General features: G+C 71.4%; 12 protein-coding genes. 5 read left to right on the top strand and 7 right to left on the bottom strand.

Going from position 1 to position 14,372, the window contains the following annotated elements; translation table 11 throughout:
* Positions 1–214 precede the first annotated feature (214 nt).
* From ACGFIQ_RS29915 to ACGFIQ_RS29905, 3 genes are all read left to right on the top strand, one after another.
* Positions 215–958, top strand: a complete 744-nt coding sequence (locus tag ACGFIQ_RS29915; RefSeq protein ID WP_393248835.1) for a GntR family transcriptional regulator — start codon at positions 215–217, stop codon at positions 956–958.
* Positions 959–1,042: 84 nt separating this feature from the next.
* Entirely contained in the window at positions 1,043–1,612 is a 570-nt protein-coding gene (locus tag ACGFIQ_RS29910) for a DJ-1/PfpI family protein (protein WP_357078339.1), read from the top strand.
* 19 nt (positions 1,613–1,631) lie between these two features.
* Positions 1,632–2,453 (top strand): alpha/beta fold hydrolase, encoded by an 822-nt coding sequence (locus tag ACGFIQ_RS29905; protein WP_393248834.1) that lies wholly within the window; start codon positions 1,632–1,634, stop codon positions 2,451–2,453.
* 246 nt (positions 2,454–2,699) lie between these two features.
* Here ACGFIQ_RS29905 and ACGFIQ_RS29900 read toward each other — a convergent pair whose 3' ends face one another.
* The 4 genes from ACGFIQ_RS29900 to ACGFIQ_RS29885 all read right to left on the bottom strand — a co-directional run bounded on the left by ACGFIQ_RS29900 (position 2,700) and on the right by ACGFIQ_RS29885 (position 6,083).
* Positions 2,700–3,446, bottom strand: a complete 747-nt coding sequence (locus ACGFIQ_RS29900) for a hypothetical protein (RefSeq protein WP_393248833.1) — start codon at positions 3,444–3,446, stop codon at positions 2,700–2,702.
* Positions 3,447–3,594: 148 nt separating this feature from the next.
* Positions 3,595–4,926: an amino acid permease gene (locus tag ACGFIQ_RS29895; protein ID WP_393248832.1), complete on the bottom strand. Its 1,332-nt coding sequence runs from the start codon at positions 4,924–4,926 to the stop codon at positions 3,595–3,597.
* Between the two features lie 122 nt (positions 4,927–5,048).
* The gene (locus tag ACGFIQ_RS29890) at positions 5,049–5,213 is read right to left on the bottom strand and encodes a hypothetical protein (RefSeq protein WP_393248831.1); all 165 of its coding nucleotides are present in this window, start codon (positions 5,211–5,213) and stop codon (positions 5,049–5,051) included.
* Between the two features lie 120 nt (positions 5,214–5,333).
* Complete coding sequence (locus ACGFIQ_RS29885; RefSeq protein ID WP_393248830.1) at positions 5,334–6,083, bottom strand: phosphotransferase; 750 nt, start codon at positions 6,081–6,083, stop codon at positions 5,334–5,336.
* A 177-nt stretch (positions 6,084–6,260) separates the two neighbouring features.
* Here ACGFIQ_RS29885 and ACGFIQ_RS29880 point away from each other — a divergent pair, with 177 nt between their 5' ends.
* Positions 6,261–7,022, top strand: coding sequence for an ABC transporter permease (locus tag ACGFIQ_RS29880; RefSeq protein WP_393248829.1), 762 nt, complete (start codon positions 6,261–6,263; stop codon positions 7,020–7,022).
* Positions 7,023–7,055: 33 nt separating this feature from the next.
* Positions 7,056–7,634 carry a hypothetical protein gene (locus ACGFIQ_RS29875; protein ID WP_393248828.1) on the top strand — a complete coding sequence of 193 codons (579 nt, stop codon included), beginning with the start codon at positions 7,056–7,058 and terminating at the stop codon, positions 7,632–7,634.
* 108 nt (positions 7,635–7,742) lie between these two features.
* On the opposite strand, the gene ACGFIQ_RS29870 is transcribed toward ACGFIQ_RS29875, so the two are convergent.
* From ACGFIQ_RS29870 to ACGFIQ_RS29860, 3 genes are all read right to left on the bottom strand, one after another.
* Positions 7,743–8,948, bottom strand: a complete 1,206-nt coding sequence (locus ACGFIQ_RS29870) for an esterase-like activity of phytase family protein (RefSeq protein WP_393248827.1) — start codon at positions 8,946–8,948, stop codon at positions 7,743–7,745.
* A gap of 133 nt (positions 8,949–9,081) precedes the next feature.
* The gene (locus ACGFIQ_RS29865) at positions 9,082–10,413 is read right to left on the bottom strand and encodes a M1 family metallopeptidase (protein ID WP_393248826.1); all 1,332 of its coding nucleotides are present in this window, start codon (positions 10,411–10,413) and stop codon (positions 9,082–9,084) included.
* Positions 10,410–14,318 (bottom strand): Pls/PosA family non-ribosomal peptide synthetase, encoded by a 3,909-nt coding sequence (locus ACGFIQ_RS29860; RefSeq protein ID WP_393248825.1) that lies wholly within the window; start codon positions 14,316–14,318, stop codon positions 10,410–10,412. Before ACGFIQ_RS29860 ends, ACGFIQ_RS29865 begins: the two co-directional genes overlap by 4 nt.
* Positions 14,319–14,372 lie beyond the last annotated feature (54 nt).

Genomic DNA, 14,372 nt, shown 5'->3' with positions numbered 1-14,372 from the left:
AGCAGGTGCTGGGTTGTTCAGGCGTGTTGCCAGGCTGTTGCGGGGGAGTTCCGGGTGATCGAGGTGAAGCGCTGGCGGGGTGGTTCCGCGATGGTGCAGGATGGCGATCATCCGGCACTTTTCCTATACGATCCCGTGGGGGCGTCAGCATCCCGCAGCGTTGTGACTGATGTCAACAGGTTCCCGAAGGCGCAAGAAAGGACCTCACGTCACGATGGTCGAGGAAGCGATGAGCGCGCGGGGCCGTAGGGCCGTGACGGGCGGAACGCCGCCGGCAAGAGCTGGCGGCCGGCTTGCCGACGAGGTGTACGACACGCTGCTCGGACAGCTGATGTCGCTACGGATCGAGCCTGGCTCCCGCGTCACGATCGATGTCCTCGCCCGAGAGCTGGGGGTGTCGCAGACGCCGATCCGAGACGCTCTGAACCGGATGGAGGCCGAGGGTCTGGTCGTGCGTGTGCCCCATGCCGGCTACCGCATTCCCCCCCAGATCACCCGTCACCGATTCGAGGACATGCTCGAGGTCCGCCTGCTCCTTGAGCCGGCTGCGGCGCGGAGATCCGCCGAACGCGCGTCCTCTGAGCAGGTGGCCGGTCTGCGACGAATGCTGGAGGAGATGGCGGAGTTGGAGGGGGGCGACGGACCCACGGCCTATGGCGCCTTCGGGCTCCGCGACGCCGCCTTTCACGATCTCGTCGCCCTGAGCGCGGAGAACCAGGTCATCCGTGAAGCGCTCGCTCGCCTGCACAGTCACGTGCACCTCTTCCGGCTGCACCACGACACCCAGGTCACCCACCTGGCCATGGCCGAGCACGAGGAGGTGGTGGCCGCGATCGCCGCGCGTGACCCCGACGCCGCCGCATACGCGATGCGTCGGCACATCCTGCGATCCGGCGAACGTTTCCGACGATTGTTCGACGAGGTCAAGGACGCGGACGCAATGGCGGTAGAGGCTTGACGGGCGGGCTGGGCCGAGGAATGCTGTCAATCGATCGGATCGGATTGGATTCCCCTCACCACCACCAGACGCGAGGAGAAGCAGGTGCCCAGAGCGCTGCTCCTGACCGGCGACGCCGCCGAGGAGCTCGACACCATGTATCCCTACTATCGCGTGCAGGAGGGCGGCTGGGACGTCGACGTCTCGTCCCGGACGTTGCGTGACGTGCAACTGGTCATCCACGAGTTCGACCCCAACTCCGACGCCTACGTGGAGAAGAACGGCCGGAAGCTGCCGGTCGACGTGCCGTGGGCCGAGGTCGACGTCGAGCGCTACGACGCCCTCATCATCCCCGGGGGGCGTGCTCCCGAGTGGATCCGGGTCGACGCCGACGTCAGGCGCATCACCGAGCACTTCTTCGCGCGCAACCTTCCCATCGCACTGGTGTGCCACGGTGCGCAGGTGCCAGCGGTGTACGGGCTGCTGAAGGGTCGGAAGACGGCCTGCTTCCCGCCCATCACCGGTGACATGGAGAACGCGGGCGCGACGGTCATCGACGCTCCCGACGTCGTGGACGGCAACCTCGTCTCCTGCCGGGGATGGCCCGACATGCCGCAGTTCGGCAGGGCGATGATGGAGCTCTTCGCGAAGTCCGTCAACTCCGCATCGGCATGAGCGCACCCGGCCTGCCCCGGTGACGGCACTTCGGACCGTCACGGTCGACGGCTCCCCTGTCCACGTCCTGGAGGGCGGCGCCGGGCCCGCGGTATTGATGCTGCACGGCTCCGGACCCGGTACGACCGGGTCCGGCGCCTGGGCAGCGACGGCGCAGGCACTGGGCACGTCCTGGCGCCTGGTGGCTCCTGACCAGGCGGGGTTCGGCCGTACACCCGTCCCGGCGGGCTCCAGGGGTGGGCTCCGGCTGTGGACGGAGCAGGCCGCGGGCCTGATGGATGCTCTCGGCATCGAGCACTACGCCGTGGTGGGCCACTCCATGGGCGGTGCCGTGGCGTTGGCGTTGGCGGCCGCGCGCCCTCAGCAGGTCACCCGTGTCGTGGCGGTCTCGACGATGGGCGCCCCCGGGGCGCCGCTGTCCGCCGACCTCGACGCGGTCTGGGCCGCCCCCGCCGGCCCGCTCGGGGCACGAGACATGCTGAGTCGCCTCGTCCTCGACCAGGCGCTCGTGACCGATTCGGCAGTCGAAGCCCGAGCGGCCGCGATGCGAGCGGCGGAGGCCGCATTCGCGTCGTTGTTCCCTCCGCCCAGGGCACGATGGGTCGACGATCTCACCCTCTCGGCGCAGACGCTGGCAGCGGTACGCGCGCCAGTGCTGCTCGTCCATGGCGCCGAGGACCGGGTCACCCCGCTCGGGACGGCAGCCACGCCCATGCTCGAACACCTGGCCGATGTCCGTCTGCACGTGTTCGGCCGATGCGGGCACGTGCCGGCGATCGAGCACCCGCACGAGTTCAGGCAACTGCTGTCGTGCTTCCTCCGCCGGGACCGGGACCAGTAGGGCGTGTATCGGAAGCGCCGGCCGGCCTGCGCCGGGCCAGCCGCCGCCCGGCGGCGCTGTCGCGGTGTGCGCATGGACCGGTTCTGGCAACGAGCTCCGCGGTGTTGCCGGTAACTCGCCGACGAGCTGGGTCGCCCTCATCGTCGGTGGCCCGGTCCTGTTCGTGCTCGGGCGAATGAGCTCCGAGTACGTACTCCTCGGTCAGCTCCCGCGGTCGCGGGTGGGCTGGTAGGAACGACCGGGTGTCTACTTCTTGAGACGCCGGCTCCCTGCGTGCCAGTCCTCGACCTTGCCCGTCTCCTGCGCGGGGACTCCGCACGACGGCAGTTGTGGCTGCTCGCGCAGGCTGCGCTTGAGCTCGGCAAAGCCGGGAAACTGGGCGAGGCCGACGACGTGGTCCCACAGCTGTGCGGCTTGCTTCTCGTCGGGCAGCCGGCTGATCACCGGCCCGAAGAACGCGGCGCCGTCCGGCGGCTCGAAGTGCACGATCGGCGTGCCGACGTCCTTACCCGTCAGCGCCAGCGCCTCGTCCGACTCGGCCTGGATCTCCGCGTCACGGGACGTGTCGTCGAGGAACTCGACAAGCGATTCTGGCAGGCCGGCCTCGGCGAGCGCGACGGTGGCGAGGTCGGGAGCACCTTGCCAGCCCGGCTCCCGGCCGTCGTCGGGGCCCACCTCCAGGATGTGGGTGCCGTACGCCGTGTACAGGGGGCCGATCGCCTCGCGGCCGTGCCTTTCGCGCACCGCCGAGGCCATCCGCAGCAGACGCAGCCCCGCCGTGTGCTCGGCTTCGTACCCTGGCGGGAAGTGGCTGTCGTAGTCGATGTGCGAGTTGATGAGGCGCAGCGAGATGAACCGCCAGTCGACGGTGTAGTCACGTTGTGCCTGCACGATCCTGATCCACTTGCTTGTCATCCACGCGAATGGGCAGATCGGATCGAAGTAGAAGTTGATGTCGGCGGCCCTGGCTGAGCCCGCGCTCGGAGATTCCATGTGTGTGACCTACCCACTCGTCCATGCCGACATGCGTGCGCTGCTAACGGGTCGCGACCGTGACGTGGTCGACAACCGGGTCGACGACATCGCCCTCGTCGGTAAGCGGTGCGGGCTGCGGACCGGGGGAGGGCGATGTCGTCGTAGGTCACGGTTGCGGGCGCGGGCGCCGTACCGTTCGGGTCAGCGCGTACGTCACCACGATCACCACCACGGTCGGCGCGCCGACCGTCCACGCGACCCGGAACGTCTCGACGAACAGCATACTCACGACCACCGCCGCCATCGCGACCGCCGCCGCGGCACTGGTGCGCCAACCGCCGGGCAGTGACAGCGGCGACCGGCGGGCCTCGTCGGCGGTGCGCGGGCGGCGGCGGAAGGCCACGTGGGTCGCGAAGATGAGCACCCAGGTCGTGGCGACGCCGAACAACGCGATGCCGAGCAGCTTCGCGAACGCGTCGTCGGGCGAGACGAGGGACACCGTCACCGCCAGGGGAAGCCCGATGGCCGACGCGGCGACCGCGTTCACCGGCACGCCGTGCCGGCTGACGCGTCTTGCCCAGGCCGGCGCCTGGCCGTCGACCGCGAGCGAGTGCAGCGTGCGCGTCGACACGTAGAAGGCCGTGTTGAGGGCCGACAGCGCGGCGGTGAGCACCACGAAATTCATCACCGCGGCGGCGGCCGGCAGCCCGGTCCACTCGAAGACCAGCACGAACGGGCTGGTGGTCAGCGCGCCGTCCGGCGCCCGGCCGACGGCTTGCGACACCGACAGAATGACCACCATGCTGAGCAGGTAGTACAGGCATACGCGCAGAATCGTCCCGCGAGCGGCGCGCGGTAGGTCGCGCCCTGGGTCGGCCGATTCGGCGGCGGTCAGCGCCAGCGCCTCGGTGCCGCCGAAGCTGAAGGTCGCCACGATCAGCGCGACCACGAGGCCGGTGAGTCCGTGCGGCAGGTAGGACGGCGCGTCGGTGACCGCCGACAGGCCGGTCGCCGGCCGGTCGGGCAGCCCGACGGTGAGGAGCACAGCGCCGAGGACGAGGAACACCACGATCGCGGCGACCTTGACGGACGAGAACCAGTACTCGACCGTGCCGAAGGCCCGCACCGGAAACACGTTGACCGTGATGACCGCCGCGGCGGCGAGCGTGACCGGTATCCACAGTGGCACCTGCGGCCACCAGTACCGGACGTAGATCCCCACGGCGACGGCCTCGGTGCCGGCGCCGATCGCGACCACACCCCAGTACAGCCAACGTTGGGTGAACCCGGCGAGGGGGCCGAGGTAGCGGTGGGCGAGCGCGCCGAACCCGTGCAGGTCGGGATGGGCGACCGCCATCTCGGTGGCGGCGTAGGTGAGGGCGATCGCGAGGAGCCCACCGACGACGAAGGTGAGCAGCACGGTCGGTCCGGCCATGGAGACGGCGAGGCCGGAGCCGAGGAACAGGCCGGTGCCGATGACCCCGCCGATCGTGAGCATCCCGATCTGGCCCGACGTGAGGCCGCGATGGAGCGATGACGTGACAACAGAGGGTGAAATGACCATGCCACAATGCAAACAAGCAGGTCGGGGCCGAACAACGAAGGAAAATACGCAGGACGTCAGGCAGGGTCGGTGCCGTCGAGGATGGCCCGCGTCGCCCGGGCCTTGCCCCGCAGGACGAGCGCGAAGGTAACGCGGTCGTCGTCCCGGTTCTGGAGTGCCCGTCCGGCCGCCCGCAGCGCGGTCGGCGGCGTCTCCGGGATGGAGACTCCGCCGGCCGGCACGGCTGCGTTCCGGGCCAGTGGCTGTCGTGCTCGAACGCGTACCCGGTGCCACGCTCGACCTGGTCGAAATGCTGGCCTTGCTCCGCGCGGCACCCGACAAGGCGGCACTGTGACCGGCGATCACTGCAGCGCGGTGTTCCACGCCTCGCGGTGCGCGTCGAGATACTCGGCCGTGGCCCTCCAGTACGGGCCGTCCTCGTCCCAGATCCTGGCCCACGGTTGGCGCCGCTGCCGGGCTCCCTCGTGCAGCAGGTCGTACATGGCTCCGGCTCGACGGCCCAGCATGCCCGCGAGTGCCGGTCGTGCGGCCGGTTCGAGGCCGTAGCCGTCGACGAATGCCCGCAGTCGGGCCGCGGACTCCGCGACGGGACGGTCCGCCCGCAAGCCGGCCATGCTCTGCGCGGCGTAGGCGATGTCCCACAACCGCGAACCCGGCGCGGTCGCATCCCAGTCGATCAGCACCCAGCCTCGGTCCGATCTGACGAGGTTCCACGGGGCCACATCGTTGTGGTAGATCATGTCCTCCCGATCCGGCGGAATCAGTCGGTTCCACACCGCGTCGGGCGGCGGCACGAAGTCGGCCAGCGCTTCGTGCAGTTCCGCCAGCATCCGACCAATCGAGAACAACTCCGCCGCCGGGTACGTGCCGGACGCCGCGCCCACCTCGCCGGAGACATACTCCAGCACCTGCCGACCCTGCGCATCGCGGCCCAACGGTCGAGGTGCCCCAGTGAATCCCACCGCCCACAGGTGCCCCAGCACCGCATCGACCGAGTCGGTCCACGGCCCGACCGGACGGCGAACGGTCTCGCCGATACGCACCACCCCGGTCGTGGTGTTCCCCGCCAACGGCTCCTCGTCGCTACTCACTCCAAGATCATGACTCGGCCCGACGCGGACGCCAACTCGCCTGCACTCACTCTGATCGTTTGGTACGGCACCTGCCGAGCGGCCACCACGACAGCGCGCCGAGGCACTACGGCACACGCTCGGCTGGGGTCCGGCGGCGCGTGCGTCCCTGGCCGGGCCTGAAGGGACACTTGTCGCATGTCCTCGACGATGCTCGTGGTCGGCCCGAAGCTCGGTGTCGCGCTGGTTGTGCTGACCCTTGTGGCGGCGGCCGTCGTGACCCTCGGAAAGCTGGGCCACGGTCGGCAGGTCGTGGTCGCCGCCGTCCGTGCTGCGATCCAACTGGGTGCCGTGTCGCTGCTGATCGTGGGCATCGTGGTGTCGCTGTGGGCCACGGCCGCGTTTGTCGTCCTGATGTGTGTGGTGGCGACGGTCACGTCCGGTCGGCGGGTCACCGGCGGCAGCCGGGGATGGTGGGCGGGCGCGCCGATCGTCGCGGGCAGCATGTCGGTGGTGGCGGGGCTGCTGTCGGCGGGCCTGGTGCCGACGCGCGGTATCGCGATCATCCCGGTCGCGGGGATCCTGATCGGCGGGGCGATGACCGCGACGTCGCTGGCGGGTCGCCGCGCGCTTGACGAGTTGACCAGTCGGCGGGGTGAGGTGCAGGCCGGCCTGGCCCTGGGCCTGCTACCTCGCGACGCGGTGCTGCTGGTGTGCCGTCCGGCAGCGGGACAGGCGTTGGTCCCGGCGCTCGACCAGACCCGGACGGTGGGCCTGGTGACCCTGCCCGGTGCCTTCGTCGGGGTGCTGCTCGGTGGTGGGAGCCCTCTCGTCGCAGGGGTGACACAGTTGGTGGTCCTCGTCGGACTCCTTGCCGTGGAGGCTGTCGCCGTCGTCCTCACCGTCGAGTTGGTGGCCCGCGGCCGTCTCCGGCCCGCCGGATCGCAGACGGGCCACTGACCCTCGCCCCGCCCGCCGCTGAGGTGTGTGCGGATGCCAGGTGCGGTGCCGACCGGGTATTTTCCAGGCGTGACCGGGTACGCCACTCTGCTGCACGCCTACGGCCTCGCCGCGGACACCCCCGGCCATCTGGCGGCGCTCGCCGGCGACGACCCGGCGGCCCGCGCGAGGGCGATCAAGCACCTGTGGTCGGCGATCGTCCACCAGGGAACGCCGTGGACCGCGACCGCGCCGGCCGCCCTCGACGTGGCCGCGCTGCTCGCCGACCGGCGGGTGACCGACCCCGACCTGCGCGCCGAATTGCTCAACTTCCTGGCCGCGGTGGCCGAGGCGGGCAGCAGCACGGACAGGGAGCTGCCCGAGCCGGACTTCGACGTGGACGCCGCTCTGGCCGAGGCGCTTCGCGACGGCGGCGAGGAGGGGATCTGGGAGGACGGGCGGTTGCAGGGCGCCCTCTACGTCCGGGCCGTACTCGGCTGTCGGCAGATCGTGCCGGCGTTGCTGGCCACGGCCACCGCGGCGTTGTCCGATCCGTCCCCGCAGGTCCGGGCCGCGGCCGCGCGCACGATCGGCGCCTGCGGTGGGGTGACGCCTCCCGGCCGGGGGAGGTGACCGGCCGGCCGGGCCGTACGGCCGGGGCCCCTGTGGGCGGATGCGCTGGCTGGTGTCCCGCTCCAGGGGTGGGTGGCGGAACAGGCCACCCACCCCTGGGTGTCCGGGTCAGTAGCGACGCAGGACGCGCCTGTCGGCGTCCAGGCCGCGGTCCAGCCTGATCACGATGAACTCGTTGTTGTCCGCCTGGCCGGCCGTGCGGCCCGAGGAGGACGGGAAGTTGTTGTCGTTGAGGACGGCGATCGTGCGGTCGTCGAGGATCACCACGTCCTCGATGGTCTGGAACGGGAACGTGAAGGTGCTGCCGAACCCGCCGACGTGCCGGGGGTTGGCGATGTTCATCAGGTCGGCGACAAGCGTCTTGTCGAGACGCCCGTCCCGGTTCCGGTCGCGCTTGTCGGCCAGGTAGATCCTCTTCACCTTCGCCGTCGCACCCTGGCCGTTGTCCCGCTCGATGATCAGGAAGCGGTCGCGATCGACCATGATGGCGTCACCGATCGCGTGGTCGGCGGCGTCGAGCGCGTAGGTCCAGTGCCGACCGGTGTAGGTGTTGGTCCGGACGTCGAACTCGTTGAGCCGGAGTGTCCCCGTCGGGTCGCCGGCGACCGTGCCCTCAAGCAGCGGATAGAGCGTGCCGCCGTCCGGTGACTGGGCCATGCCCTCGAAGCCCTTGCTGCTGGACAGGTTGGCCGGGGTCGTACCGCGGGTCGGGTTCTCGGGAGCGAACACGCCGGGCAGTTGCACCGGCGCCTGCAGGAGACGGCCCGCGCGGTCGAAGTGCAGCAGGTACGGACCGAATTCGTCACCGATCCAGTACGTGCCGTCGGCCGTCCGAGTGATCGACTCGACGTCGAAATCGGCACCGGTGAGCACCCGGTCGGCGCGGGTGAGAGCGAACGGGACCTTGCCGTACGGGTCGGTCAGGTTGATGCCGCCGACAACGTCGACGGCGCCGCTGGCGAAGCCGGGCGCGACCCGCTGGACCCGCAGCAGGAAGTCGGCACTGTTGGCCTTGTTGCCGAAACCGTTGTCGGACAACACGTCGAAGGTGCCGTCGGTGTTGCGAAGGACACCGCTGAACCCCTGGACCGGTTGGTCGGCGAACGGCGGGACGATGCCGTTGATCGGGGCAGTGCCCAGCGACGAGCCGGACGGTTCGCTACCGGGAACGAAGGTCGCCGCCGGCAGCACGGCGAACTTGATCAACTCGGCCCGGTGCCGCGTGCTCTGCTCGGCCGCGGACGCGGCGCCCGGCAGCGTCAGGACCAGCGCGGCCACCGCGGCACCCAGGCCGACCCGCTTGCTTACTGCCATCAATCCTCATCTCGTCAGGAACGAAGGATCATGGTGATCCGATGGCACGGTAGAGAGACCCGGTGAACTCGGACTGGCCACAGGGAATCCGCGCCCGAACCGTGCGGTGACCCTTCAAGGCGGGTCCGTGGTGTCAGCGGGGCAACGGGGGCAGCGTCGGGCTGTCGAGCCAGGCGGCGAACAGATCGGCCAGGGGCTCGCGGGCGAAGCGCTGGGCGTGCAGCCGGAACTGCTCGGTCGTCACCGTCGCGTGCTGGTGCTCGGCGACCCAGGCTCGCAGCAGCGCGAAGAACGACTCCTCACCGACCCTCCTGCGCAGGGCGTGCACCGCGAGCGCGCCACGCTTGTAGACAAGCGGGTCGAACATCCGGTCGACGCCGGGATCCGCGACGATGACGTTCCGCGGGCGCTCCGCGACCCACGCGTACCACCGCGCGGCCAGGGCATCCGTCGGCAGCTCGCCGCAGACGCCGGACCACAGCCACTCGGCGTACGTGGCGAAGCCTTCGTTGAGCCAGATGTGCCGCCAGTCCGCCACCGTGAGGCTGTTGCCGAACCACTGGTGGGCCAGCTCGTGCACCACAAGTCGCTCGTGCGTGCGCCGCCCGTCGACGTGGTTGCGACCGAAGACCGCCATGCCCTGCGCCTCGACCGGATCGTCGAGGTCGTCGTCGGCGACCACGACGACATACCGCGTGAAGGGGTACGGCCCGAAGAGCCGCTGTAGCGCCGACATGATCTGGCCGTGCCGGCCGAAGTCGTGAGCGGCGTTCCTGCGCAGCGCGGGCGGGATCGCGGCGCGCTGCACCACCTCGCCGACCGCCAGGTCCACCAGCTCGTAGCGTCCGATCTGGACGCTCATCAGGTACGGCGAGGTGGGCTCGCGCCGCTCGTACACCCACGTCGTGCCGCTCGCGCCCCGGCGCTGGAGCACGGGATCACCGGTCACCAGCACCGTGTACGGGGAGGAGGTCGTGACCGCCACCCGGAAGGTGGCCTTGGCGCCGGGCTGGTCATCGCACGGGAACCACGATGGCGACCCGTTCGGCTGACTGGCCACCAGCACCCCGTCGGTGAGCTCCTCCCACCCGAGGTTGCCCCAGCGGCCGGAGATGGGCACCGGCTTACCCGCGTACCGGATCTCCACCCGGAAGGTGTCCCCGGCGCCGATCGGCCGCTCGGGTTTGATCTGTAGCTTGTCCGGGCGGTGCAGGTACTTCGCCGGGCGCCCGTCCACCCGGACGTCCTGGACGCGCAGCCGACCGAGATCGAGGGTGAACCGCGACAACGACTGCACGGCCACCGCGGTGAGGTCCGCCCGGCCGGCGAGGCGGTTGGACACGACCCGGTAGTCCAGGTCGAGGTCGTAGTGCCGCACCCGGTAGCCGCCGTTGCCGTGCTCGGGCAGGTAGGAGTCGCCGGAGCGTTCGGCGCCGGGCGTCGCCGACGCCGCCTTCGGATTCATGCCGACCGTGCCGCTGGCGCCGGCCAGGTGGTGATCGGGTTACCCAACCACCGGCTGTCGCACGGCACGGCGTCGCCGCGGGTCACCAGCGAACCGGGCCCGACAGTGGTCCGCGCCCCGATGCTCGCGCCCGGCAGGACGATGCCGTGCGGGCCAAGCGCGGCTCCCGCGCCGAGTGTCACCTCGTCCATGCTCATCACACGATCATGGAACAGGTGGGTCTGCACCACACAACCGCGGTTCACCGTCGCGCCGTCGCCGAGGCGCACCAGGTCGTACTCGGGCAGCCAGTAGGTCTCCAGCCACACGCCGCGGCCGATCTTCGCGCCGAGCGTGCGCAACCATGCGCTGAGCAGTGGCGTGCCGGTCGCGAAGCGGACCAGCCACGGCGCGGCGAGGACCTCGACGAACGTGTCCGCGAGTTCGTTGCGCCAGACGAAGGAGGTCCACAGCGCCCGCTCGGCGACCCGGAAGCGCCCGACCAGCAGCCACTTCGCGGCCGTCGCGAGGGCGGCGGCAGTGATCGCCGCGCCGAGCAGCACCGGCCCGGCGGCCAGCGCCGCCGCCCACCACCCGCCGGCCCGCCAGACGATCGCGAGGACGGCCAGGACGCCGACCGCCAGGGCACCGGCGCACATCACCGGGACGATCCGGCACAGCTCGATCGCGGCCCGGGCCAGCTTCAGCCGCAGCGGCGGGTCGAAGGTGCGGCTGGTGTCGGCCGCTTCCACGGTCCGGCGCAGCGGCATCGGCGGCGCGCCGAGCCACGACGAGCCCTTCTTCGCCTTGAACGGCGCCGACGACAACACGCCGACAAGCCCGCGCTTGGGCACCGAACGCCCGGGTGCCGCCATCCCCGAGTTACCGAGGAACGCCTGCTTACCGATGCGGGCCGGGGCGACCCGCAGCCAGCCGTGGCTCAGCTCGTAGGTCGCGACCATGGTGTCGTCGGCCAGGAAGGCCCCGTCGGCGACGGTGGTCATCGCCGGCAGTGCGAGCACGGTGGACGCCTCCACCCCGCGCCCGACCCTGGCGCCCAGCAGCCGCAACCACACCGGCGTGAAGAGGCTTGCGTAGAGCGGGAACAGCCCGACCCGCGCCATCCCCATCAGCCGCTCGGTCGTCCACACCTGCCACGCCACCCGCCCCTGCACCTGGTGGTATCCGGCGCGCAGGCCGATGCTGAGCGCCCGCACCGCCCCGAGCACCAGCAGCGTATAGCCCACCAGATAGGCGACGGTCGCCACCGCGACGGCGGCCAGCACCGCACCGACAGTTGGCCGGACGGCGAACGTCCAGCCGAGCAGGGTGAGCGCCGGCAGGGCGGCCACGACCGGCAGCAACCCCAGCAGCTGGGCGGTCAGCGAGTACGCGATCGGCCAACCGCGAGACCGCAGTCGCGTTCGCACAGGCCGCTGACCGGGCCACTCGGCGGGATCCTTGGCAGCGGGGGCGGCAGGTGAGCCGGCCCAGCGCTGATTCGCCGGTACGGCACCGGTCACGGTCGAGCCGGCGGCGATGCGCGCGCCCTTGCCGACGCGGGCGCCGGGCATCAGGGTGCTGCGGGAACCCACCCGGGCACCCGCGCCGACGCGGACCCTGCCGACGTGGACGAGATCACCGTCGACCCAGTGGCCGGCCAGATCGACCTCTGGCTCGATCGCCGCGCCGCGGCCCAGTTTCAGCAGGCCGGTGACCGGCGGTGCGGAGTGTAGGTCGACGTCGGGAGCGATGGACGCGCCGAGCGCCCGGGCATACGTGATCATCCAGGATGCCCCGGCGACGCTTGTGGCGCCGGTCAGCTCGGCGAGGCGTTCGGCGGCCCACAGCCGCAGGTGCACGCCGCCGCCGCGCGGGTAGCTGCCGGGGCGCACCCCGCGCAGCAGCAGTCGCGCTCCCGCGGCGGCCAGGGCGATCCGGCCCAGCGGGCTGAACAGCAGAAGCCAGCCCAGCGCCACCCACCACCAGGACACGACAGGCGCCCAGGGTGCCGGCGTGAGCAGGGTGAGCACGTTGCCGAGGGCGGCCAGGACGGTCAGCCACCGCAGCCCGACCAGCGCGAGCATCGGCACCATCAGCGCGGCCTGGATCAGCCCGGCACGCCTCGGCGTCGGCCGGACCTCCCGGCGTGTCGCCGCTGTGCTGTCGAGCGCGTCGAGCATCGTCGCGAGCCGTGACAGTCTCGGGTGGAGGTAGATGTCCGCCACCGAGACCCGGGGGTGCCGGCGCCGGATCCAGGCCACCAGTTGCGCCGCGTTCAGGCTGCCGCCGCCGTGGGTGAAGAAGTCCGCGTCCGCCTCGGTGGGGCGTACGCCGAGGATTTCCGCCCAACCGCCGGCGAGCCACTCCTCGGTCGGGGTCAGCTCGCCCGCGGTGTCCTGCCCGGTGGCCAGCGGCCAGGGCAACGCGGCCCGATCCACCTTGCCGGACGTCCGGGTCGGCAACGCGTCCACCACGGCCAACAGCGGCACGAGCGCGGCCGGCAGTTGGTCGCGGATCCGCAGCGCCGCCGACGCGGTGTCGAAGGTGACGCCGTCGTGCGCAACGACGTACCCCACCAGCAGTTGGTTACCCGCGGCGGTGCGCCGCACGGCCGCGGCGGCACCGGCGACACCGGGCAGCGCCTGTAGTGCGGCGTCGATCTCACCCAGCTCGATCCGGCGTCCGCCGAGCTTCACCTGTTCGTCACCACGGCCGACGAACAGGAGCCCTTCGGGCTCCGCAAGGACGATGTCACCGCTGCGGTACGCCCGCTGCCAGCCGAGCGCGGGCAGCGCCGCGAACTTCTCGGCGTCCTTGCCCGCGTCCAGGTAGCGGGCGAGCCCCACCCCGCCGATCACCAGCTCGCCGGTCTCACCCATCGCGACCGGAGCGCCGGAGGCGTCGACCACCGCGAGGTCCCAGCCGGCCAGCGGCAGCCCGATCCGGACCGGCCCCTCGCCGGTCATCCGCGCGGCGCAGGCCACCACTGTCGCCTCGGTCGGCCCGTAGGTGTTCCAGACCTCGCGGCCCTCGACGGCCAGGCGCTGCGCCAGCTCCGGTGGGCAGGCCTCGCCACCGAAGATCAGCAGCCGGACCTCCTCCAGCGCCTCGACCGGCCACAGCGCGGCGAGCGTCGGAACCGTCGACACCACCGAGATGCGCTGCTCGGCCAACCACGGACCGAGGTCGACGCCGCTGCGGACGAGCGACCGCGCGGCCGGCACCAGACAGGCACCGTGCCGCCACGCCAGCCACATCTCCTCGCAGGACGCGTCGAACGCCACCGACAACCCGGCCAGGACCCGGTCCTGCGGGCCGATCGCCTCGCTGGCCTCGTCGGCGAGGAACAACCGCGCCTCGGCGTCGACGAAAGCCGCCGCCGCGCCGTGGCTGACCGCCACCCCCTTCGGGGTGCCCGTCGAGCCGGAGGTGAAGATGATCCAGGCGTCGTCGTCCGGGCCGGGCCGGCCGATCCGACCCCCGGGGGTACGCCGCACCGACACCGCCAGCCCGTCACCGAGCACCGCCGCGACTCCCGCCTCGGCGAAGACGAGCTCGACGCGTTCCTCCGGATCGTCCGCGTCCACCGGTACGTAGGCCGCGCCCGCCGCGAGAACGCCGAGGATCGCCAGGTAAAGCTCGGTCGTACCGGAGGAGATCCGGACGCCCACGCGGTCGCCGACACCGATGCCGTGCCCGGCCAGCGACCTCCGGACGGCCTCGACCTCGTCGGCCAGGTCGCGGTACGTCAGTGCCGTGACGCCGTTGTCGAGTGCGAGAGCCTCGGCGTGCGCGCGCACGGAGTCGTCGAGAATCTCGACGAGTGTGCGGCGGGCTGCCGCCGGGGAGGATGGGAACACCGCGGGGATCCTCGGTGCGGCAGTTGTCGGCGGTAGCGACACCACCTGGGGTTCACTCGTCACGGGCACCCGGCGTTCACCAGCTTCGTTTCGGGGATCGGCGTCAACCAGGCATGC

Source organism: Micromonospora sp. NPDC048898 (genome assembly GCF_043198035.1).
Lineage (GTDB): Bacteria > Actinomycetota > Actinomycetes > Mycobacteriales > Micromonosporaceae > Micromonospora.
The sequence above is the reverse complement of the archived record's forward strand: the minus strand, read 5'-3'. Positions and strand labels throughout refer to the sequence as shown.